A 22,274-nucleotide genomic window follows, 5' to 3' on the forward strand; every position below is an offset into this window, starting at 1 on the left:
ACGCTTTAACTCGTTGTGGAGTTTCTAAATGAGTGATCTGGCGAGCGCGGTTTTTTCCATCGTGATGGTTGGCCATAGCCTCTTTGGCCCCAAGGGGCCTGATATGTTGCAGGCCGCATTAAGCGCCACAAGCAATGACGTTCAGGTGCAGGCGCAAATCACCGATGGCGCTCCGTTGAAATACAACTGGGAACATTCGGATGACGCCCAAGGCATTGATGCCCGCGTTGTGCTGCCGCAAGGCACAACAACTGACCTGATCCTGACCGAAGCAATCCCGCTGGAGAACCAGCTCAGGTGGAGCGAACCCGAGATTTATGGCCATGCCTTTGCCAGCCTTGCGCTGGCCGCAAAAGCAGACTCGCGCGTTTTCCTGCAAGAGACTTGGCACAGCCTGAAAAGCGGCACAGGTGTAAAAGTCGAATACGACAATAACGGCCACATCCCATGGCGCGTGCGCCTTCAGGAGGATCTGGAGGATTGGGAGAGCATCGTTGAGATGCTAAGCGCGGGCCATGACGCCGAGCGCATCCACCTCATCCCCGCAGGCCAAGCCATGGGGCGGCTCTATGATGAGATCGCGGATGGCAATGTGCCGGGCATCAGCAAGATTGATGTGTTCTTTGACGATGATGTGCATCTTAGCACTTTTGGCCACTACTTTGTTTCGATGGTGCAATATGCGGTTCTGACGGGTGCCAGCCCCGAAGGTTTGCCCCACCGTGTAAAGGACCGATACGGCAACGCCTTTGAAACGCCCGATGCAGAATTGGCTGCGGTTCTTCAACGGGTCGCGCGTGAGGCGGTTGAGGCCTACCAAGGGATCAAAATCGCCAAGGCGCAAAACGTGGTGGTGGTCGCCGAGGCGGCTGATCCTGTTTCGCCACCCCAGCCTCCGACGCAAGAGGCGGCCATTCCTAAAAAAAAAGAGCCTGTCGCGGTTAACGCTGGTGGCGGGGGGGAGGGTGGCCATGGGATGGCCATTGGCCTTGCGCCCGTTACCGATTGGGCCGCACAGCAGCCGTTTTTGGACATCATGAAAACTGCGCGCCCGTGGCTTGGCCATTTGCCCAATCAGTTCGGCGGGATTGAGTATAATGAATTGGTCGAAGCAGGGCATATTGACCAAGACGGATGGGTGCGCAGCCTGCCGCGTGATGCTGGGTCTGTTGGGACGTTGATCCTGACGGATTTACCTGCGGCGGCCGAAGCGTCTTTAAAGGGGCGTTATGTTCTGCGTTTTGACGGGGCAGGCGTGGTCGAGGCAAAGGGCCGTGCCACAAATATCCGCTATGGCCGCGGCGAGGTCAGGTTTGATTACACGCCAGGTCCGGGCAGTGTTGAAATTCGCATTCAGCGGACAAATGCCAGCAACCCCGTTCGCAATATCTCGGTTGTGCGCGAAGATCGGCTGGCCCTGTGGGAAGGCGGGGCGATCTTTAACCCCGATTGGACCGCGCGTTTGGCCCCCTTTGATACGTTGCGGTTTATGGATTGGATGGAGACGAATAATTCAGCCCAGTCAAAATGGGAGCTGCGCCCCCTCAAACAGGACGCAAGCTGGGCGCATCATGGTGTGCCGCTTGAGGTTATGATGGGGTTGGCGGGTGAGCTGGGCAAAGACATCTGGATCAATATCCCGCATTTGGCCGATGACACCTATGTCCGCAACTTTGCCCAGACAGTTCGTGAGGGGCTGAGCCCTACGCAAAAGGTCTATGTGGAATATTCTAACGAGGTTTGGAATTTTCAGTTTGCCCAGACACGTTGGGCGGATGAACAGGCCAAGGCGAGATGGGGCAAGGATGACGTGGGAACGCAGTTTTACGCAATGCGTGCCGCCGAAGTGGCGCGCATATGGTCAAAGATGTTTAGGGGAGCGGAAGAACAGCTGGTCAATGTGATCTCGTCCCAAACGGGCTGGCTCGGGCTTGAGGAAAACATCCTTGCCGCGCCTTTGGTCGTGGCCGAAGGCGGCGCAAAACCGGTTGAGGCTTTTGATGCTTATGCGGTTACGGGGTATTTCGGCGGCATTCTAGGGCTGGAGGCACGGCGTGATATGGTTACTGCGTGGTTGGATGAAAGTCTGGCGCGGGCAAATGACGCGGCCAAAGCCGAAGGGCTTAGCGGAACTGCGCGGCAAGAAGCATTAGAGCGCAGCAAATACGATTATGCGGTGGCCTTGGCCGCGCAAGAGCTGACAGACGGTTCGGTGAGTGGCCAGAATGTGGACACGGTAAGTGATCTGCGTGATCGGGTCTGGCCCTATCATGCAAAAGTGGCCTCGGACGCGGGACTAGACCTGATCATGTATGAGGGCGGCACGCATATTGTAGGGATTGGCGCGCAGGTGGATGATGCGCGGCTTACGGCGTTCTTCCAGCATTTGAATTACTCTACGCAGATGGGCGCGCTATATGATGCATTGATCGACGGGTGGGCCACCGCAGGAGGGCACATGTTTAACGCTTATGCAGATGTTTATGTTCCAACAAAATGGGGCAGCTGGGGCGCATTGCGTCATCTGGATGACAGCAACCCGCGTTGGGACGCTTTGGTGGCGACAAGATGAGCACCCCCTCTAGCATCCTGATCCCTGCCCATAACGAGGTGGGCTATATCGAACCCTGCTTGGAAGCGTTGCTGGCAAGTGATGAAACAGGGGCGGCGGTTGAGGTGATCGTCATGGCAAACGGGTGCAGTGATGCAACCGTTCAGGTGGCCCAGACCTACCAAGATGCCTTTGCGCGCAAAGGCTGGCTGCTGACTGTTCTTGATATCCCCGAGGGCGGCAAAATGGGCGCCCTGAATGCGGGCGATGCTGCCGCGCGCTATGGGGCGCGGATCTATGTGGACGCGGATGTGGTTGTGACACCGCCACTGATTGCGCAACTGGCCGAAGTGTTGGACACCGATGCGCCGCGCTATGCAGGAGGTGACCCGATTGTGGCGGCGTCGGGCAGCTGGTTTACGCGGGTTTATGCGCGGTTTTGGGCCAGCCTGCCATTTTGCACCCATGGTGTTCCTGGTTTTGGCGTTTTTGCGGTGAATGCGCCAGCACGTGCGCGGTGGGGCGAATTCCCTGACATCATCTCCGATGATACATTTGTGCGGCTCAACTTTACCCCTGATGAGCGGTTTCGGGTGCCTGCACAGTATTCGTGGCCGATGATCGAAGGGGCTGCCCCGTTGGTGCGGGTGCGCAGACGGCAGGATATCGGTGTGGCCGAGGTAAAAGAGCTGTTTCCGCAGCTTTGGCAGAATCACGACCCGATACCAGCCGATGCGCCACCGATCTGGCGGCGGGCGCTGCGCGATCCGATTGGATTTGCCGCTTTTGCGTTGGTGGCGATTGCCGTGCGCTTGCCCCACCGCAAGGGCGAGCGTTGGGCGCGTGGCCGCTAGCTGCCTATGTGCTGGGCGAGCTTTTCTGCCTCTAACGCCACGTCATGGCGCGATAGCACACGTTCACGGCTGGCCTGTGCCATCGCTTCACGCGCCTCTTGCGGCGTTTGGGCCATTGCTTGCATCGCATCTGCCAAAGCATCGGCATCACCAGCAGGGACCAGCCACCCTGTTTCGCCTGTTTTAACAAGTTCGGGAATGCCCGCGATATAGGTGGCGATCACCAAACGCCCTGCGGCCATGGCCTCCATAATCACCATGGGCAGGCCTTCGGCAAAGCTGGGCATAAGGAGGGCGTGGGCGTTTTGGAGTTCTTGCAGGATGCGGGCTTCGTCCACCCAACCGGTTAGGGTGACCTGATCGCTTAGCCCTAGGGTGGCGATCCGCGCCTCGATCTCGGGTCGCATTTCACCATCACCGATAAGGGTCAGATGCGCGCCCTTTGTCGTTTCATTCAGCTTTGCCAGTGCATCAAGGGCCAGCAGCTGGCCCTTTTGCTCAACGAAACGCCCGATGGCCACAAACCGAAGCGCACCAGAGGGCAGGGGAAGCGGCTGGGGGAAATGGCTTGGCTCGATGCCGCAATGGACGACTTTGATCTTGCCCCAATGGGTCGGCCCCGCCCAACGGCTGAGTTGGCTACGCCCATAGCTGGTGATCGCCACGGTGAATTTGGATCGGGCAATCTTTTCGCCGAGTGACAGAGCGCGCGGGGCGTCATATTCTTCTGGGCCATGAACGGTGAAGCTGTACTCAGGACCGCCAAGCGCATGGCACAGCATCGCAACTGTACTGGCGTTGGTGCCGAAATGCGCGTGGGCATGGGTGATCTCACCCGCGGTGCAGACCTGCGCGGCATAGGCAGCTTCGACCAGATAGATCAGATGTTTGATCACCCCCACTTCTGAGCGGCGACCGCAGCGGATCGCAAGGCGGGCCGCGTTCAAAAAGCGTTTGGGAGAGGCGGTGAGGTTTCCAAGGGTTGCGCGTAGCAGGTTCAGGGCGCCTGCGCGCAGGACATAGTGGGTTGCTGCGGCTTCTTCCAGATCCTGCGCATCCACCAGCGGCGCATTTCCGGCACGCATGGCAAGGCGGGTCACGCTGTGGCCCTGCGCCTCTAGCGCGCGAATTTCGCGGCGGATAAAGCTGTGCGAGGGCTGGGGGTAGCTGTTGAGGATATAGGCGATGTTCAACTGATGCGTCCTTCGTGTCTCATATAGTCCTACAAGGCCGCTTGGCTCTGGCACAAGGGGCTGTTGGGCGTTACCAATACTTAACAGCCAAAGCGGGGATGAATGAGGCAAATGGGTGGTCTTTTCCAGCAGATGCGGGGTGGTCGCCTTATGGCGCGGGTGGCACGCAGTACATCGTGGATTTTGCTGGGGTATGGCGGCAGTCAGGGGCTGCGCCTTGCTTCGAACCTGATCCTGACGCGCATTCTATTCCCCGAGGCCTTTGGCCTTATGGCGTTGATCAGTTTGGTGACTGTTGGGTTAATGTTGTTTTCGGATGTGGGCATTGCGCCGTCGATTGCACAAAGCAAACGAGGCGATGACCCCGATTTCCTGAACACCGCATGGAGCATTCAGGTCATGCGCGGTGTGATCTTGTGGCTGATCGCAAGTGCCTTGGCGCTGCCTTTGGCCGGATTTTATAACGCGCCTGAACTGGCGACTTATCTGCCAATTGCAGCGCTGACGCTGCTGATAACGGGGTTTAACCCCACGCGCATTGAAACGGCGCATCGGCATTTGCTGATGGGGCGGCTTACGATCCTTGATCTAACATCGCAATTGATCGGTATTGTGGTGATGGTTGTGCTGGCGTGGTGGTTGCAATCCGTCATCGCGCTGGTGGTTGGGGGCGTTGTTGGCGCGGTGGCCAAGCTGGCGCTGACATGGGCGTTCCTGCCGGGGGAGGCGAACAGGTTTCGCTGGGAGCGCGCTGCGGTGCATGAGCTGGTCAAATTCGGCAAGTGGATTTTCCTCAGCACCGCGTTTTGGTTCTTTGCCTCGCAAGGCGACCGCGCGGTTTTGGGGAAATTCCTGAGCCTTGAGAGCCTTGGCATCTATAATATCGCCTTTTTTCTGGCCAGTTTCGCAATGCAACTGGGCACAGCTGTAACAGGGCGCGTGATGATCCCTGTGTACCGTGACGCAAAACACGAGGTCGCCAAGATCGCCAAACTGCGGTTTGCGATCAGCGGCGTGACCTTGGGGCTGTTGCTGCTGATGGCGTTGGTAGGGCCGTGGCTGGTGGGGGTGCTGTATGATCCGCGCTATGCACTGGGCGGGGCGATTGTAACCTTGCTGGCGGTGGCGCAAATCCCGCAGGTGATCGGGATGAGCTATGATCAGGCCGCGCTGGCAGCGGGGGATTCACAACGGTTCTTTGTTGTCTCAGCCAGCCGTGCGGTGTTTCAAATCACCTTTTTGATCATCGGGGTCAGCCAGTTTGGCATCATCGGCGCGATTGTGGGCATGGGGCTGGCGCATCTGCTGACCCATCCCGTCATGATCTGGTTGGCGCGCATCCATGAGGCATGGGATGCCCGCCATGATATCATCTGCGCTGTCGGGGCAGGGAGCATTGGCGCGGCTGCGATATGGCTTCACTGGGATGCGATCAAGGCGCTGGCTGTGCTGACCTGATCAGGAATGGCGTGCCAACCGTGAGGCGCGTCCAGCTTTGCCTGCGGCGCGGCGTTTTTCGCGGGCTTTGCGCCATTTTGAATTCTGGTATTTCGGCGCCAGCTCAGGGATCGAGACAACAGGCATCACCCCTGTTTCACGCTTCATCTGCCGTGCAGAACGGATCACAGGGCGGCGAAGCTCTAGCAACCAAGCGATGGCAAAGGCCAAGACGACAGAAGCAGCAGCGCCCATAATCGCCCGTTTCTTTTTGCTCATGGTGATCGGGTAATCGGGTACCTGAGCCTCTTCGATGGTTTTCAGGCGCTCGCCTTGTGCGGCGGTTTCCAGATTAAAGCCAACCTGCGCCTCGTTGCGCCGTGTTGCGATCTCTTCCAGCTGGTTGCGCAGCTGTTCCATCCGGCGATCAAAATCGGCCAGACTGCGCTGGATTTCAGGCGATCCTTGGATGGTTTCGCGCAGCGCGGTTCTGCGTTGATCCAACAAGGATCGTTGTTGGGTCAGGGTTTGCAGCTGCGCATCAAGGGCGCGTTCCTCGCGCTGGACAGTCGAGGCGCGCGCGCTGCGATCAATCTGTGTGCGGGCCAGTTGGGCCGTGATGATCTCGCGATCCAGCCCAAGGATGGCTTCGTTCAGTTGCGCGATTTCGGCGAGGCGGAATTCCACCCCTCCTTCGCCCGTCAGGTCGTTTTCACGGCGGTAGACCTCTAATTCGGCTTCAAGATCAGCAATGTTCGCGAGGACAACTGTTTCTTGCTGCTGAAAGAATGTGAGGGTCTGTTCGGTTTGCTCGCGGCGTTGGGCGGCCATCAGATTGCGGGTTTGTTCTGCGAATTCATGGGCCACGTCACGGGCAAGCTGGGCTTGTTCCATCTGGGCGGTGATGGTCAGGACAGAGATGGTTCCGTCATCGGCAAAGCCTTCGCGCGCGGCTGCAACGCCATTAATGGTTACGGATTGGCGCAGCAGGTTTACCTTTTCGCTGGGCTTTAACGCTTCGAGGTTTGCGTAGATGTCATATTTTTCGATGATATCTTGCAGGCTGGCCCGCGCCATCAACTGCTGTTGGATCAGTTGCAAGCGGCGCGCAGATGACCCTTCTACGGTTGAACGGGCCAATTCATCGTTAATCTTGGGCTGTTCCACCTGAATAACTTCGGAGGAAGAATACAGATGTACATGGCTAAGCGCCCAATACAAGGATGCAACGCAGCCAAGGATAATCACAAAGGAAATCACACCCAACCGTCGTCGGGTCATGTCCAGGAAATCCTGCCATGTATAGATCGGACCCATGTTTGCCTCACTCGAACCTGTTTTGCCAGCCTAAACCGGAAGGACCGCCCCTAAGGGACGGCGTTTCACCTGTAATAGAATTAGATTTTGGCGATTATATGACTTTGTTACAGCTTCTAAAAGCTGTTGCAGCGCCGCTGGCTTAGAAACGCTCAATACTCGAGGCGCGGGCGCGGTTCAGGATAACCCCCAGCAGGGGAACCTGACCGTCCAGAATGCGTTCACATTCAGCGATATGCTTTGCCATGGTCTGGGTCCCGTCAGAAACCAACAACACGCCGTCCAGCTGCGGCAGGAAGGCAGATGTGTCGTCATGGGACAAAAGCGGTGGCATGTCATAGAGAACGATGTCAGGGCGCAGGGCTGCGCGCATTTCGGCAAGGCTGGCAGCTGTTGCGGGGTCTTGCATGATCTCGGCGGCGTCTGCCTGCGCAGAAGATCCAAGGCCCACTGCCAGCGTATCACTTGCACGTAGGATATAATCGCTGATCGCCACATCACCCGCTAGGAAGTCACGCAAATCGCCTGTCTGGCTTGCGTCCATGTCCAGTGTCTTTGCCAAACCAGGCGAGCGCATGTTGAAATCCATCAGAACGGTCCGTGAGGAGGGGACCCTAGCAAGGCTTGCCGCGAGGTTGGCCGCGGTGAAAGTATTGCCACAGCCTGTTGTGGGCGAGGCAACGGCGATGTTCACCCAGCCGTGCTGCTTGACGGTTTGGCGCAGACGGGTGCGTAGCAAATCAAAGGCGCGCGAAACATCCGTGGCTCGGAAATCTTCTGCTGCTTGGCTGCCCTCTAGGATATGCTGGTCTTTGCCAGGTTCCTGAGTGTGAAGCAGCGCCCAAAGATCGCGCGGTGCCGCCGCGAGGTTGGTTTCCTCGGGGTAAGAGGATGGCAGCTTGGGGGCTTTTTCTTCCATGACGATTTCCGCCTCGTCCACCAGATCCTGAGCCGCGTCATCAAACCGCCGAGGGCGCGTAAAGCTACCTTTTGCAGGGACCATAAGGTCGCCACGAGGGCGCACTGCAGTTGCAGGCGAGGATGCAAATGTATCCTTCATAGGATCAGGCTTTCGGGGTTTGGACATGCGCTCAACATACTGCATGTATTGCTAAATAAAAGGGTTCTTGTCGGCGTCTCAGTGACCAGTACGGCGCAGCATCACGCCGATCGTTTTAAAGATGATGGCGATGTCGCCTTTCATGCTCATCTGCTTGTTATAGGTCGCGTCGACTTCATTGCGGAAAGAAAAGCGGTTTTCGTTCCGCGCCGAGATTTGCCACAAGCCCGTGATCCCAGGGCGCAGGGCGAAATAATGGGCTGGATCACCATACATGGTCAGCTGCTCAGGCATCATAGGACGCGGGCCAATCAGGCTCATGTCGCCGGTTAGAACATTCCAAAGCTGTGGCAGTTCATCCAGTGAGGTCGAGCGCAAGAAAGCGCCAACGCGTGTCACACGAGGATCATTGATCAGCTTTTGCTTTTCATTCCATTCGCGGCGCATTTCGGGATCGCGGGCAAGGTAGTCTTCGAGAACCGCGTCAGCATCCCGAACCATCGTCCGCAATTTAAGAATCGAGAATCGTTTGCCGTTTTGTCCAAGGCGGATCTGGCGATAGAACGGATTGCCGCCTTCGATCCACAACGCAACAGCGCAAAGCGCAACAATGGGCAAGAAGAACGGCAAGCTGAGAACGATCAGCACTGTTTCCAACAGACGCTTACCGCCGTTGCGGTAGGGCGCGGGCTTTTTCGGCGCGACCTGACGCTGGAACTTGAAAGCATGGGAGCGCATGATGGATACGCGCGCATCAACGTCGCCGCCTGCAGTCGCAAGGCGCCCAAGGCCGTAGCCCGGTTGATCAGCGTCAAATTTCTTCATAGTCCAAAACCCCCCAGGGTCATTAGGTCGTCTTCAGTGATGCGCCGAGCCATTCGGCGTATCGTGTCTTTCGTTTCGATCTGCCGATCACGTGCTTTGCCGAATTGGCAGAATCGGGTTTGGCCCGTGGTGGCGTCTCGGTTCCCGAGCATTTAAAGGCCCGAGGTTGGTCTGTCGGCTGGCAATACAGCAGCCTGTGATTCAGCTGCGCCAGACCACTGACACCTAGATAACAGATTTTAGACATATTTGATGGGGAATTTTCGAAACAATCTGTTTCTCGCTTAGAGATGCTAATCAAACGAGAGTCCCGCTGGATCAAAATAACGCTAATAATAACAGGGAAGTATGTGGCAGCCCGTAGGGGAATCGAACCCCTCTTTTCAGGTTGAAAACCTGACGTCCTAACCGATAGACGAACGGGCCACACTTGGTGAGCCGTTCTCTAAGCAATAGCTGTGAATGGCGCAAGCGGAAATGTGAGAAATGATGCAGTTTTTTGCAGGATTATACGCGGGCGGCGTCTTCGAGCCTTAATTGCACGGTTTGGCGGCCTTGCCATGTGTTAATATCAAGCCTTCCAGCGAGGTGAAAATGCGCGCCGCCATGCGCTTCGAGGGCAGGGCCAAGGGGTGAATCATATGCGCCAAAGCAAATTGCATCCAAACGGGTGCCTAATCCGTCGCCAAAGCTGACTTTTAAATGAGACTCGCCGACTCGGCGTGCTGAAAAAATGCGCATATCTGCAAAAACATAACGTGGGGCAGAGGCGCCCGCGCCAAATGGGCCTGCTGATTCGACCGCTTCGGTTAATTCAACACTCGCAGCGCCAGGCATCAGCATCCCTTCCAGACGCAAATCGGAGGGCCCCAACAGGTGCGCGCCCTGTTTTTCCAACAAAGCGCTAAGCTGTGTCATGGCTTCTTCCAGTTTGCCCTCTTCCACCGTTAGGCCAGCGGCCATTTTGTGACCGCCGCCTTTTTGCAAAACGCCCTGCATCGCCAATTTTTGGATACTTGCGCCAAGGTCGATACCAGAAACCGAGCGGCCAGAGCCTTTACCGATTCCCTCATCAAGGCCAATGACCACGGCGGGGCGGCCTGTGGCCTCTTTCAGGCGCGAGGCCACGATGCCAACCACGCCAGGGTGCCAGCCCGCGCCAGCGGCCCAGACAAGCGCCCCATCGGTTCCGCGCTCTTCTGCTTGGGCCAATGCGGCGGCGCGAACGGCGTTTTCCACATCGCGGCGTTCGGTGTTGAGCGCATCCAGCTTTTCGGAGAGGGCGGCGGCTTCATGCGGGTCATCGGTGGCCAAAAGGCGCGCGCCCAAATCTGCTTTGCCCACGCGGCCGCCCGCGTTGATCCGTGGCCCCAGCATAAAGCCAAGGTGATAGGCGGCGGGGGCTGTATCCATCCGCGCAACATCAGACAGCGCCGAGATGCCTACACGTTCGCGCCGTGCCATCACTTTTAGCCCTTGGCGCACAAAGGCACGGTTTACCCCAATCAGCGGGGCAACATCGGCGACCGTGGCCAAGGCGACCAGATCCAGCAGGGCCATTAGGTCGGGGCCTTTGACCTCGACTTCGCGCAACTGTCTACCTGCTTCGACCAGCATCAAAAACACAACACCAGCGGCGCAAAGATGGGCCAGCGCGCCGTCTTCGTCTTGGCGGTTGGGGTTCACCACTGCCACACATTCGGGCAGGGTTTCACCGCCCAAGTGGTGATCCAGCACGATCACATCTGCCCCAACGGCAGCGGCAATCGGACCATGGGACAGGGTTCCGCAATCAACGCAGATGATTAGATCATGTTTTGAGGCCAGATCGGCCATCGCCTCGTCATTCGGGCCATAGCCTTCGTCGATGCGATCAGGGACATAAAGCGTCGCCTCGCGCCCCATTTGGCGCAGCCAGACCAGCAGCAGCGCAGCCGAGCCGCCACCGTCCACATCGTAATCTGCAAAGATAGCGATTTTCTGCCGTGTTTTGACGGCTTGGAGGAACCTTTTGGCGGCGATCTCCATATCCCGCAGGCTGCGCGGATCGGGCAACAAATCGCGCAGGGCAGGGGCAAGGAAGGCCTCGGCCTCGGCCGCGGGAACGCCGCGGCGGGCCAAAACCTGACAAACCGCCATGGGCAGGCCTGTTTGCTGGTGCAAAGCCTCTGAGGCGCGCACCGCTTCGACACCCGGACCAACCCAGCGCCGCCCTGTTAAAGAGGTCTCAACCCCCAGAAATGCCGCCGCTTGGTCCATGTCTTATCCTTGAAATTGCGCCTTGGGGTTAAACTTCCTCGATCCGCAGGGCGACTGGATCACCAGCCATTACGGAAGTGGATTCAAAGGCGTCTAATGCGTGGTCGATATCTGCGCGGGTGGTTTTATGGGTCACGATCAGGACAGGGGCACTGTCATCTTCGTGGCCGTATTGGCGCATGCGATCAATCGAGACACCTGCTTCGCCCAAAACGGTTGCGACTTTGGCCAATGCACCTGGTTTATCCTTGAGGGATAGGCGCAGGTAATAAGCGGCAGGGCGCTGGCTAAGCGCGGGCGTCGCGACTTTTAGTGTTTCGGCAGGTTGGCCAAAGACGGGGCTGCGATAGCCGCGCGCGACATCGCAGATATCAGACAGAACTGCGCTGGCGGTTGGGCCAGCACCAGCACCTGCTCCGCGCAGAACGATTTGGCCAACGGCATCACCTTCCAGCACAACCATGTTTGTGCCACCTTCCAGCTGCCCCAAAGGTGAGGTCGCGGGCACAAGGCAAGGCTGCATGCGCTGTTCCAGCCCACGGCCTGTCATCTGCGCCACGCCAAGCAGTTTGATTTTATAGCCCATGTCGGCTGCGGCGGTGATATCGTCCAAAGTAACGCGCTGAATGCCTTCCAGCTCGATCCCATCAAAATTCACCTGAGTGCCGAAGGACAGCGACGACAGGATCGCCAGCTTGTGTCCCGCATCAATGCCGCCCACATCCAGATTCGGGTCTGCTTCGAGGTAGCCGAGTTTGTCTGCCTCGGCGAAAAGGGCGTTATAGCCTTGGCCGGTTGCCTCCATCTGGGTGAGGATATAGTTGCAGGTGCCGTTCATCACGCCCATGACGCGGGTGATCTCGTTTCCGGCTAGGCCTTCGCCCAATGCTTTGACGACGGGGATGCCGCCCGCAACGGCGGCTTCGTATTTGATGACACAGTTTTGCGCTTCGGCAGCTTCGGCGAGTGACTGCCCGTGCATCGCCAACATCGCCTTGTTGGCGGTAACTACATCTTTTCCAAGGGCAATTGCGGCCTCGGTTGCGGCTTTTGCAGGGCCGTCTTCGCCGCCCATGAGTTCGACGAAAACATCAACATCATCGCGTTTGGCCAAGGCAACGGGATCATCTTCCCATGCATAAGACGACAGGTTCACGCCGCGATCTTTGGTGCGGCTGCGCGCCGAAACGGCGGATATAACCAATTGGCGGCCTGTGCGCGCCTCTAACATCGCTGCTTGTTTGCGCAGGATTTGCACAACACCAGCACCGACCGTACCCAATCCAGCAATCCCAAGACGAAGAGGCTGTGCCATGGCGGTTGTTCCTTTTAGATGAATGCTCTTTGCGTGCATGTAGCCCGAACGCAGCGCCCGTGCAACGCACCTCGGCGTGCTTATCGCAAGCCCTTTGCCAACCGCTGTCGTTCTGCACCGGTCAAAACCGATCCGCGCAGCCGCGCAGCCCTTGCTTTTAGAGCGGCAACACGCCCGTCAATCGCGGCGCCTGCCTGCACAGGTTCTACGCGTGAATTTTGGGCAGCCGCCAAAACGGGCTGGAGGGGAACCAACTCTGGATAGTCAGCATTGGCGAGTTCGGGCGATATTGTGTGATCCAATGCGGGAAATTGGGTGCACGCGCCCAAAAGGGCAACACTGGCCCAAAGGGCAAAGGAGAACTTCACAGGTTTCATAGGGAATTGTTTGCACCAGCAGGGAGGTCTTGTGCAAGTGGCTAGGATTATCTGAGCGGGAAAGGGTTTACTTTTTGAACGCACGTTCAGATAGTCCCGCCATGGCACGAACCGCAGGATCACATTCAGACATCACCGGCCCAAAGGTGCGCGAAGCGGCGCTAAAGCTGTTTGCAAGGGGGGGCTATGCGGCTGTTTCCATGCGCGCAATTGCAGCCGAAGTCGGGGTGCAAGTGGGGGCCCTGTACAATTACACGCCAGACAAGCAGAGCCTGCTATTTGATTTGATGGAAGGTCACATGAGCGACCTGCTGGCAGCTGTGCAAGATGACCTGTCTGGGTCTGCAACCGCGCGCCTGCAAGAGTTTGTCGCCTTTCACATCCGATTCCACCATGCGCGCCCCGATGCGGTTTTTATCGCCTATATGGAGCTTCGCAACCTGACCGACGACAACTTTAAGCGGATCGAGGCGTTGCGCGGCCAGTATGAGGGCGGATTAGAACGGATTTTGCGCGATGGGGTGGCCGCCAAGGAATTCCAGATCGTCGATACAAAGATTGCTACGCTGGCCATCATCGCGATGCTGACGGGGGTGAATACGTGGTTTCGCGCAGGGGGCAGGCTGTCTTTAGAAGAAGTCACAGCGCAATATTGGGAAATGGTGCGCCGCGCAGTAACTTAGGCTGGCGCGCAGGCCTTTTGGCCGCCGCCATCTGGTAAATCAAAAGCGTCGTTTGATCCAACGAAGAGGGGGCAAGTATCTTGCAGCCCGAGCTATGCCGATTGTCCTAAAACGTCACAAACTTTGCTTGGCGTCGGTTTTGAACTGGACGGCGTCGCATCGCGCGGCAAGGTTGGTGAAAATGATAGGGAAAGATGAGTATGAAAATCGGTTTTATCGGTCTGGGAAATGTCGGGGGGAAACTCTCGGGGAGTTTGCTGCGCAACGGGGTGGATTTATATGTCCATGATCTGGATGCAGATTTGGTAGCGGCCAAAGTGGCAGCGGGGGCAACAGCGGGGGGCAGCCCTGCGCAAATGATGCGCGACTGTGATGCGGTTATCACCTGTCTACCCAGCCCCGCGGCCAGTGCTGCGGTGGTCGAACAAATGCTGCCAGAAGTTGGTGCAGGCAAGACATGGATCGAAATGTCGACCACGGATGCCAATGAAATCAAACGCTTGGGTGCGTTGGTGCAAGGGGCAGGTGGCGCGGCCGTGGATTGCCCTGTATCAGGCGGGTGCCACCGCGCCGATACGGGCAACATCAGCATTTATGCGGGATGTGATCGCGACACCTTTGAAAAGGTGCTGCCCATCCTCACCCATATGGGGCGGCGCATTTTGCACGTTGGTGATTTGGGCAATGCCAGCATTCTCAAAGTCATGACAAATTATCTGGCGACGGCCAATCTATTGACGATTTGCGAAGCCCTGACCGTGATGAAGGCGCAAGGCATGGACCTTGGCATGACCTATGAGGCGATGGCGATGTCCTCGGGGAACAGCTTTGTCCATGAAACGGAAAGCCAGTTGATCCTATCCGGCTCTCGCGATGTGAATTTTACAATGGACCTTATCCAAAAGGACATCGGGCTGTTCCAAAAGTTGGCGGATGATTCAGGCGTGCCGCTGGAAATCTCACCTTTGATTATCGAGATGATGACGGATGGTCAGAAGCGATATGGTGAACGGGCCCAATCGGATCGTATGATCGAACGTTTGGAAGAGGCGACAGGGCTGGAGATTTTGGCAGAGGGGTTCCCGCAAGAGCTGGTTGATGATGAGCCCGAAGAGCGCGGCTATGAGGTGCGCCCAAAGCGGTTGGCTAAATAATCAAACCAAAGGCGGTTTCTTGCGGATCGCTTAAGTGTTTCAAAAACAAGGAGCTAACCTGTTTCTGGTGGGCGCTAAAGCGGGCAGGCATGATGTGACATGCTTGCCCGTTGTCGCATCTACCACTAGGGGTCAGGCAAAGGAGATTTGCCATGACCGAAGAAATTGAGAAAATTCCAACGGATCCCAATGAGGTTCTTGCCACGGCAGAAGCTGGAATGGGGCGGCGTATGATCGGAATGGGGTCTTTGGGATTACTGGGGATTTTGCTGATCTACATCGCAATTGTTCAATCGCCTGCGCTGGAATGGCGCCTGTTTTTGCTTATCCTTGGGGTCGCGACCCTTTGGATGGCGGATAAAATGCGGCGCTCGACGGGGTCGCAGATCGAACTAACCGAAACCGAGCTGCGCGATAGTGATGGCACGCGGATTGCGTTGATCGCAGATATCGACGGGATGGATCGGGGCTTTTTCGCGTTCAAACCTTCCAACGGTTTTTTGCTGCGTACAAAAGAAAAAGCGGAAAATGAATGGCGCCCGGGTTTGTGGTGGCGCATGGGGCGTCGGATTGGTGTGGGGGGGATGACACCCGCAAGCCAAACCAAATTCATGTCTGAAATCATTGCCGCGATCATGGCGCAGCGGGATTTGAAACTATAGTCCAGTCAAAAGAAAACCCCCGGGCGGATAACCGTCCGGGGGTGAATTCGTTTTAAGAGTAGTTGTCGCCTTCGTATTCTTCAGAACTTGGTTCGTCAGTCCACAAAACTTGTGGGGCGTAACGTGGGCGCGTGAAGATGAAGTTATCAATCTCTTGGTTACCCAGTCCGATCTGGAATGGCGGCTGGTAGATCGCGTTGGTTTCGACGACGATCATACGCTCGTTGTGCACCATCTTTGGCAGTTTGGTCGTCCAGTTACGTACATCGTGGTTTGATACAGGTGTTGCGTAACCGCTGGTCTTTGACCAATCCAGCTTGAAGATATTGTTGGTCGCATCATAGCGCACGACCGATACCCGCACGGTGCTATCCTGAGGATCGCGTGTGAGCGTGTTTAGCAATGCATGCGAACCGGCCAGATAGTCTGCGTCAATCGCAAGAGTCTCACGCGAGATCATATCGCTGATTGTATAGGCTGCTTTTTGGTGCATGCCATGCAAACGCGTCAGGTCGAGAAGCGTCACAACGCAGATCATCACAAAGAACATCAGTGGGATCATGATGACCGCTTCGATAGAGGCGCTGCCTTTTTCATCCCGAGCAAACTCGGCCTGCATTAGGGTTTTGAATTTACGAAAAGTCATTATCTTGGCTCCTGTACGAAGGCACTCATTGTGACCATTTTCCCGTAACCGTCGGGACCTGCTAGTAATTTACCCAGACCCAAAGAGCCCATGAACGGTACGAACCTGTAACACGCGCGGATCAGCATCAATTCGTGTTGCTGGCCAAGGGAAACACCACTTTCCGGATCGACGGGTTGTGCGCTGTCCGAGCAATAAGGCGAAGCGTCAAGGCCAGTATAGTCACGTGGATCCATCGGCAACAATTCTAGGCGCAGGTTTTCAGAACAATCGTCCAAACCTCCCGTATTGTCACAGATCGCCTGCTTCAGGATCTCATGCGTATACTGAGCAGAAGTATTCAGGCGGATGATCCGTGTCGTTACTTCCACGCCGCGGTCCAACTGGAACTGGCGGTTCGAGTGGGTTGTCAGTTCTACACCAAAGGCGAACGCGATAAATACGAGCGGTACCATGAAAGCGAATTCAAGTGTGTTTGTCGCACCGGATTCTTCTTTGCGGAACTGGGTTAGGCGGTTTTTGAGACGAATAATCATTGTGTGAGCCTCAGCTGGTTGATTTGACGCGCAATCGCTTTGAACGCCTCTTTGATTTCGACACCTTCAACCCGGAAGAAGTGGCTGGGAGAAGACGCACAGTTGCGCATTACGTCGGCACCGTGATCGGAGACTTCAAAGCCAATTGACCAGATAACGATGTTTTTCTCTTTTGCCGCGTCACAGACCTTGTCCAAAAGGGTGTCGCCATAATCAGGCCAGTACTTCACGTATTTGAAGTTGTCGTGGTAGCGGCTGCTCACGTAGCGGCTGAGGTACCAGTTCAGGTTGTACCGGTTCCAGTGCGCAACATGGCTGGAGTTTGCGTAATAGCGATCATCGATACGGTAAGAATAGTGGTTCTGACCGTCGGTCATCAAAATCACGGTTTTCAGCGTTTCGTGGTCATCAAATGCGGCAGGACGCGCAGAAAATGCAGGATCGGCATCGCCATCTTGGATGAGCTGCTGGTTGATCGTGCGGAAATCAGGGTCCAATAGGCCGGTAGCCCATTTCATACCTGCAAAGATCGAGGTACTGCCGCGCGGCACAAGACGGCCAATCTTATATTTCAGATCGGATGCGTTTTGGCTGAAGGCCACAACATCTTCATCTGCGCCAATTGGGCAAACAGGGGTGCTTCGGTCATTGTTGTAACCGTTATAGCCCCATTGGAAGTGTTGGACCTGATCATAGGTTTTATCACGACGCAGATCACTACGATCAAAGTCGGCTTCACTGAATTCCATACAGTGGCTGTAGGAGTGATCCCAATCCACGTTGAATTTGCTCATGATTTCGGGGCCTGCACTCACGTGTTCGGAGTAGGGCACAACCGAAAGCGATACGAGGTCTTTCGTTTCTTCGGTGATAACGGTGTCAACAAAGGTGCTCGCAGCGTCCCGTAGGTTGGACATTTTTGAGCCTTCGCTCATCGAACCCGAGATATCGAGAACCATCGAGATTTCAACGTTGTTGACGCGTTCTTCAGCTTCGGAGAAAACGTTTACAAGCATCTCACGTTCGCCGCCTTGACCTTTGATAAAGTCGGTTTCCATGATGCCGGCGGATGATACCGAAACCGTGCGAAAGTTCAGGCCTTCGCTAATGTTCACACCTGTAACCAGTGTGGGATAGCCCGCTTTGTCAAAGTAATCGCGCACAACCTCATCTGGGCTGAGCGTCTGATCCAGATCCGCAGCAGCAAGTACCGCGCGGTCGGCTGTGTTTTGCATTCTAACACGGTGGAATTCGTTACCGTTCATGTCCCATGCGACACTCGCCAAAATGCCTAGGATCGCGATTAGCGCAAGTGACAGAACTGTCACGTTGCCGTCTTCGCCCTGCTTAAAGTGGCGCAACAGAGGAGACTGTTTAAATCCCGAGCAGACCGGGATGCGCGTCGTCGAAAATAGATTTTTCATCATCGTCACCTTTCGAGCCTGGACCTGTCACAGTGACCGTGTCTGTGGCTAAATTCAGAGTTCCTTATGGCGAATGAACATGGCCAAATTGGGGCAAAGAAGTGCCGAAAATCCATATTTTAAAGGGGTTTGGGGGTCAATCAGCGCCAAATGGGAGGAGTGTTTCCTGACCGTGAACAGTGCGCGCCAATAAGCGGGGTTCCGAAGTGTTTTTCTAAAAGTGAGTCGTTTTAGTTGTCCTAGAAGTGATTCAAAGGTGAAGCATTTTTGCGGCCTTTTATCCGTGATCGAAAATCACCCCCCCCCAGCTGCGGCAACCGAAGCCGTGGGTGAAATTTCAGATAGGGTTTCAGAGGCACCATCAACATCACCAAACCGTTTGATGCTTCCTTAAGGTCTGGTGGATATACGTTGGCTGATCTGAACGATGTCCGAAGGGGGCGTTACTGCCAATGGCCTCGCTGATTTGCCTGCGCGCCTGTTTTGGGCGGCGCACTATAAAAGTTTTCAAACAGATTAAAAAAGTGGCAGATTGTCGCGGGAGTGAATAAGCTGCCCCTAAGGCATTGAGAATCTCTCTGCCGGTTTTTGTTCATCAACTCACCAGGAAAAGTGACCATCCCCATGACCCAAAACACAAACGAGCCGAGCTTTCGCGAAAGCGTGGACATGATGTTTAACCGCGCGGTTAACCTCATGGATCTCAAGCCCGGTCTCGTCGAAAAAATCCGTGTCTGCAACGCAACCTATACTGTGCGTTTTGGCGTTCGCCTGCGGGGCGACATTAAAACCTTCACGGGCTACCGTTCGGTTCATTCCGAACATATGGAGCCGGTAAAGGGCGGTATCCGCTTTTCTATGGGCGTGAACCAAGATGAAGTTGAGGCGCTCGCGGCTCTTATGACTTTCAAATGTGCCTTGGTCGAAGCGCCGTTCGGGGGATCGAAAGGCGGGCTATGCGTGGACCCGCGCGAATACGACGAACATGAGATGGAATTGATCACCCGCCGTTTTGCCTATGAGCTGATCAAGCGCGATCTGATCAACCCCAGCCAAAACGTACCCGCGCCTGACATGGGAACAGGCGAACGCGAGATGGCGTGGATCGCGGATCAATATAAGCGTATGCACACGACCGACATTAACAGCGCAGCCTGTGTGACAGGCAAGCCGACGAATGCTGGTGGCATTCAGGGCCGCACCGAAGCAACTGGCCGCGGTGTGCAATATGCGCTGCGTGCATTTTTCCGCGATAGCGAGGGCGTGAAAAAAGCAGGGCTGTCGGGCAAGCTGGACGGCAAACGCGTGATTGTTCAGGGGCTGGGCAACGTGGGGTATCACGCCGCAAAATTCCTGAGCGAAGAAGATGGCGCGCCTGTGATCGGTGTGATTGAATATAATGGTGCGATTTTCAACAAAGACGGCATCGATATTGAGGCGCTCAAGGCGCATATCACTGCCGAAGGTTCCCCCAAGGGCTTTGCTGGGGGCGAGTTTATCGAAGATGGCGCCAGCCTGTTGGAAACGGATTGTGACATCCTGATCCCTGCCGCTTTGGAGGGGGTGATCAACTTGCGCAATGCGCGCAACATTCAGGCCAACCTGATTATCGAGGCTGCAAATGGCCCAGTAACCGCAGGCGCGGATGAAATCCTGCGCGATAAGGGGACAGTGATTATCCCTGACATGTATGCCAACGCAGGCGGTGTGACGGTCAGCTATTTTGAGTGGGTTAAAAACCTAAGCCATATCCGTTTTGGCCGAATGGGCCGCCGCCAAGAAGAAAGCCGCCACCAGTTGATCGTTGATGAATTGGACCGGATCAGCCAAGATGCTTCTATTAACTGGACTTTGTCTCCCGACTTTAAAGACAAATACCTGCGCGGCGCTGGCGAGTTAGAGCTGGTGCGCTCGGGGCTGGATGACACGATGCGCATTGCATATGAATCGATGGCGAACGTCTGGCATGGTCGTGACGACGTAACAGACCTGCGAACAGCCGCTTATTTGGTGTCTATTGGCAAGGTCGCAGCAAGCTATCAGGCTAAAGGGCTTTAATATGCGCATCCTTGCTATACTTCTTATGGTTTTTTGGGCGGCAACAGGCGCCGCAGAAAACAAAACCTACGGAGAGGTCTACCTCTCGGGGTTGGCCAAGCAAGACTGGCCGCTAAACCCGACATTCGAAACCCACAACACGATGGTCTGTAATGTGAATGGTCCTGATGGCTTTCTCAGCATCCGCAGCGGACCGGGCAGCGACTTTAAGGCTGTGCGCAAATTAAAGCGGCTGGCGATCGTTGTCGTCGATGCAACTGAGCGGCGTGGCCGGTGGGTTCGGGTGGTGGATGCCTATCGCGAGGTAACGCCTGAAGGGCAGGGCATCCCGTTCAAAACCTTGTCGGTGCAGGGCTGGGCGCATGATGGCTATCTGTGCGGCTTTATTCACTAGCACTGTTGAATAAACGCCCCTCAGGGGGCGGGCATCATGGCGGCGTTGGCTTGGCTGTCGCCATGATGTTTGATTCCAAAGGTGATGATGCGGCCAGTGATGGGCGGGCGGCTCAGGCCCAGCCTGAGGTGGCGTATCGCTAAGGTTAAACAAGTGGCGTTGGCCCTTTTCTGAAGGGCTGGATGTTGTTTTGTGCGTTTTGATGATTGCTAGGGCTGACCAGCTTCGCCACAGTAGGCAGAAGTGGACAGAGGGGGCCTTATGCGGTTTTCAGGTTGGCGCGTTCTGCGCGAAGGGTTGCGGGGCAATAAGGGCTGGCAACCCCATTGGCGCGATGCAGAGCCAAAGGCGGAATATGACGCGATCATCATCGGCGGCGGGGGGCATGGCCTTTCGACGGCCTATTACCTCGCAAAAGAACATGGGCTAACCAACATCGCGGTATTGGAAAAAGGATACCTTGGCGGTGGTAATGTCGGGCGTAATACCACGATTGTACGGGCCAACTACTTTCTTGATGGGAATTCACAGTTTTACTCTCACTCACTCAAGCTGTGGGAAAACCTAGAGCAAGAGCTGAACTATAACGTCATGCTGTCCCAGCGTGGCCAGCTGATGCTGTGCCATTCGGATGGGCAGCGCGATGCCTATGCGCGTCGGGGGAACTCGATCGTGGGGCAGGGCGACGATGCCGAGCTGCTGGACGTTGAAGGGGTGCGCAAAATTGCGCCCTTCCTTGATTTCGAGAACACGCGCTTCCCGATTTACGGGGGGCTGATGCAGCGCCGCGCGGGCACGGCCCGTCATGATGCCGTGGCTTGGGGTTATGCACGCGGGGCTAGCCAGCGCGGTGTGGACCTGATCCAGCAGTGTGAGGTGACAGGCATTGATGTTGAAAACGGGGTCGTGCGCGGTGTGCAAACCACGCGGGGGCCGATCCGCGCCAAAAAGGTTGGCATTGTCACGGCGGGGCGTTCTTCGCAGGTGGCCGCGATGGCGGGGTTGCGTTTGCCAATCGAAAGCCATGTTTTGCAGGCCTTTGTCACCGAGGGGCTAAAGCCCGTCATCGATTCCGTAATCAGCTTTGGCATGGGGCACTTTTATATCAGCCAGTCTGACAAGGGCGGCTTGGTCTTTGGCGGCGACCTTGATTACTACGCTTCATACGCCGCGCGCGGGAACCTTCCTGCAAAAGAACATGTGATGGAGGCGGGCATGACCCTGATGCCGATGATCGGCAAGGCAAAGGTACTGCGATCATGGGGCGGGATCATGGATATGACGCCAGATGGTTCTCCGATTATCGATAAATCCCCGATTGAAGGGCTCTTTCTGAACTGTGGCTGGTGTTATGGCGGGTTCAAGGCTGTGCCAGGATCGGGGAACTCCTTTGCGCATCTGATGGCGACAGGGAACCACCATAAACCCGCTGAAAAATTCCGTCTGGATCGTTTCCGTACAGGGCGCGGGTTGATGGATGAAGAGGGCACCGGCTCTCAGCATAATTTGCATTAAGGGGCATGTGATGA

20 protein-coding genes and 1 tRNA gene are annotated in these 22,274 nt (G+C 56.1%); 10 read left to right on the forward strand and 11 right to left on the reverse strand.

Annotated features, from left to right (window positions below):
* The first annotated feature begins 28 nt into the window (after positions 1-28).
* Together Z948_RS0113570 and Z948_RS0113575 are read left to right on the forward strand one after the other, a co-directional pair.
* Entirely contained in the window at positions 29-2,572 is a 2,544-nt protein-coding gene (locus Z948_RS0113570) for a hypothetical protein (RefSeq protein ID WP_025060103.1), read from the forward strand.
* Complete coding sequence (locus Z948_RS0113575; RefSeq protein WP_025060104.1) at positions 2,569-3,405, forward strand: glycosyltransferase family 2 protein; 837 nt, start codon at positions 2,569-2,571, stop codon at positions 3,403-3,405. The genes Z948_RS0113570 and Z948_RS0113575 overlap by 4 nt, the downstream gene beginning before the upstream one ends.
* Here the strand turns inward: Z948_RS0113575 and Z948_RS0113580 are convergent.
* On the reverse strand, positions 3,402-4,598 hold the full coding sequence (locus Z948_RS0113580) for a glycosyltransferase (protein WP_025060105.1): 1,197 nt from the start codon (positions 4,596-4,598) through the stop codon (positions 3,402-3,404). The genes Z948_RS0113575 and Z948_RS0113580 overlap by 4 nt on opposite strands.
* A gap of 102 nt (positions 4,599-4,700) precedes the next feature.
* Between Z948_RS0113580 and Z948_RS0113585 the strand changes: the two genes are divergently transcribed.
* Positions 4,701-6,056: an oligosaccharide flippase family protein gene (locus tag Z948_RS0113585; RefSeq protein WP_052033115.1), complete on the forward strand. Its 1,356-nt coding sequence runs from the start codon at positions 4,701-4,703 to the stop codon at positions 6,054-6,056.
* Here the strand turns inward: Z948_RS0113585 and Z948_RS0113590 are convergent, their stop codons facing one another.
* From Z948_RS0113590 to Z948_RS0113625, 7 genes are all read right to left on the reverse strand, one after another.
* Entirely contained in the window at positions 6,057-7,316 is a 1,260-nt protein-coding gene (locus Z948_RS0113590; protein WP_245604580.1) for a GumC domain-containing protein, read from the reverse strand.
* A gap of 178 nt (positions 7,317-7,494) precedes the next feature.
* Entirely contained in the window at positions 7,495-8,412 is a 918-nt protein-coding gene (locus Z948_RS0113595; protein WP_025060108.1) for a CpsD/CapB family tyrosine-protein kinase, read from the reverse strand.
* Between the two features lie 78 nt (positions 8,413-8,490).
* Complete coding sequence (locus Z948_RS18145; RefSeq protein WP_025060109.1) at positions 8,491-9,237, reverse strand: sugar transferase; 747 nt, start codon at positions 9,235-9,237, stop codon at positions 8,491-8,493.
* A gap of 351 nt (positions 9,238-9,588) precedes the next feature.
* A tRNA-Glu gene (locus Z948_RS0113610) sits at positions 9,589-9,663 on the reverse strand.
* 81 nt (positions 9,664-9,744) lie between these two features.
* Entirely contained in the window at positions 9,745-11,496 is a 1,752-nt protein-coding gene (recJ, locus tag Z948_RS0113615) for a single-stranded-DNA-specific exonuclease RecJ (protein ID WP_025060110.1), read from the reverse strand.
* A gap of 28 nt (positions 11,497-11,524) precedes the next feature.
* Positions 11,525-12,811, reverse strand: coding sequence for a homoserine dehydrogenase (locus Z948_RS0113620; protein ID WP_025060111.1), 1,287 nt, complete (start codon positions 12,809-12,811; stop codon positions 11,525-11,527).
* A gap of 80 nt (positions 12,812-12,891) precedes the next feature.
* Positions 12,892-13,188: a hypothetical protein gene (locus Z948_RS0113625; protein WP_025060112.1), complete on the reverse strand. Its 297-nt coding sequence runs from the start codon at positions 13,186-13,188 to the stop codon at positions 12,892-12,894.
* A gap of 101 nt (positions 13,189-13,289) precedes the next feature.
* Between Z948_RS0113625 and Z948_RS0113630 the strand changes: the two genes are divergently transcribed.
* The 3 genes from Z948_RS0113630 (at position 13,290) to Z948_RS0113645 (ending at position 15,687) form a co-directional block, all read left to right on the forward strand.
* Complete coding sequence (locus tag Z948_RS0113630) at positions 13,290-13,871, forward strand: TetR/AcrR family transcriptional regulator (RefSeq protein WP_025060113.1); 582 nt, start codon at positions 13,290-13,292, stop codon at positions 13,869-13,871.
* 200 nt (positions 13,872-14,071) lie between these two features.
* A complete protein-coding gene (locus tag Z948_RS0113635; protein WP_025060114.1) occupies positions 14,072-15,025 on the forward strand; it encodes an NAD(P)-dependent oxidoreductase in 954 nt (317 codons plus the stop codon).
* A 152-nt stretch (positions 15,026-15,177) separates the two neighbouring features.
* Positions 15,178-15,687, forward strand: coding sequence for a hypothetical protein (locus Z948_RS0113645; protein WP_037951898.1), 510 nt, complete (start codon positions 15,178-15,180; stop codon positions 15,685-15,687).
* Positions 15,688-15,739: 52 nt separating this feature from the next.
* Here Z948_RS0113645 and Z948_RS0113650 read toward each other — a convergent pair whose 3' ends face one another.
* The 3 genes from Z948_RS0113650 to Z948_RS0113660 are packed head-to-tail and all read right to left on the reverse strand — an operon-like array spanning position 15,740 to position 18,293.
* Entirely contained in the window at positions 15,740-16,333 is a 594-nt protein-coding gene (locus Z948_RS0113650) for a TadE/TadG family type IV pilus assembly protein (RefSeq protein WP_052033117.1), read from the reverse strand.
* Positions 16,333-16,869 carry a TadE/TadG family type IV pilus assembly protein gene (locus Z948_RS0113655; RefSeq protein WP_025060117.1) on the reverse strand — a complete coding sequence of 179 codons (537 nt, stop codon included), beginning with the start codon at positions 16,867-16,869 and terminating at the stop codon, positions 16,333-16,335. The genes Z948_RS0113650 and Z948_RS0113655 overlap by 1 nt, the downstream gene beginning before the upstream one ends.
* Positions 16,866-18,293 carry a TadE/TadG family type IV pilus assembly protein gene (locus Z948_RS0113660; protein WP_025060118.1) on the reverse strand — a complete coding sequence of 476 codons (1,428 nt, stop codon included), beginning with the start codon at positions 18,291-18,293 and terminating at the stop codon, positions 16,866-16,868. Before Z948_RS0113660 ends, Z948_RS0113655 begins: the two co-directional genes overlap by 4 nt.
* A 624-nt stretch (positions 18,294-18,917) precedes the next feature.
* Here Z948_RS0113660 and Z948_RS0113670 point away from each other — a divergent pair.
* The 4 genes from Z948_RS0113670 (at position 18,918) to Z948_RS0113685 (ending at position 22,260) form a co-directional block, all read left to right on the forward strand.
* On the forward strand, positions 18,918-20,351 hold the full coding sequence (locus tag Z948_RS0113670) for a Glu/Leu/Phe/Val family dehydrogenase (protein WP_025060119.1): 1,434 nt from the start codon (positions 18,918-18,920) through the stop codon (positions 20,349-20,351).
* 1 nt (position 20,352) lies between these two features.
* Positions 20,353-20,745 carry an SH3 domain-containing protein gene (locus Z948_RS0113675; protein ID WP_025060120.1) on the forward strand — a complete coding sequence of 131 codons (393 nt, stop codon included), beginning with the start codon at positions 20,353-20,355 and terminating at the stop codon, positions 20,743-20,745.
* A 5-nt stretch (positions 20,746-20,750) separates the two neighbouring features.
* Positions 20,751-20,888 (forward strand): hypothetical protein, encoded by a 138-nt coding sequence (locus Z948_RS18960; protein WP_156023506.1) that lies wholly within the window; start codon positions 20,751-20,753, stop codon positions 20,886-20,888.
* A 118-nt stretch (positions 20,889-21,006) separates the two neighbouring features.
* On the forward strand, positions 21,007-22,260 hold the full coding sequence (locus tag Z948_RS0113685) for a sarcosine oxidase subunit beta family protein (RefSeq protein ID WP_025060121.1): 1,254 nt from the start codon (positions 21,007-21,009) through the stop codon (positions 22,258-22,260).
* Positions 22,261-22,274: the final 14 nt, after the last annotated feature.

It is taken from the genome of Sulfitobacter donghicola DSW-25 = KCTC 12864 = JCM 14565 (assembly GCF_000622405.1).
Classification (GTDB): domain Bacteria; phylum Pseudomonadota; class Alphaproteobacteria; order Rhodobacterales; family Rhodobacteraceae; genus Sulfitobacter; species Sulfitobacter donghicola.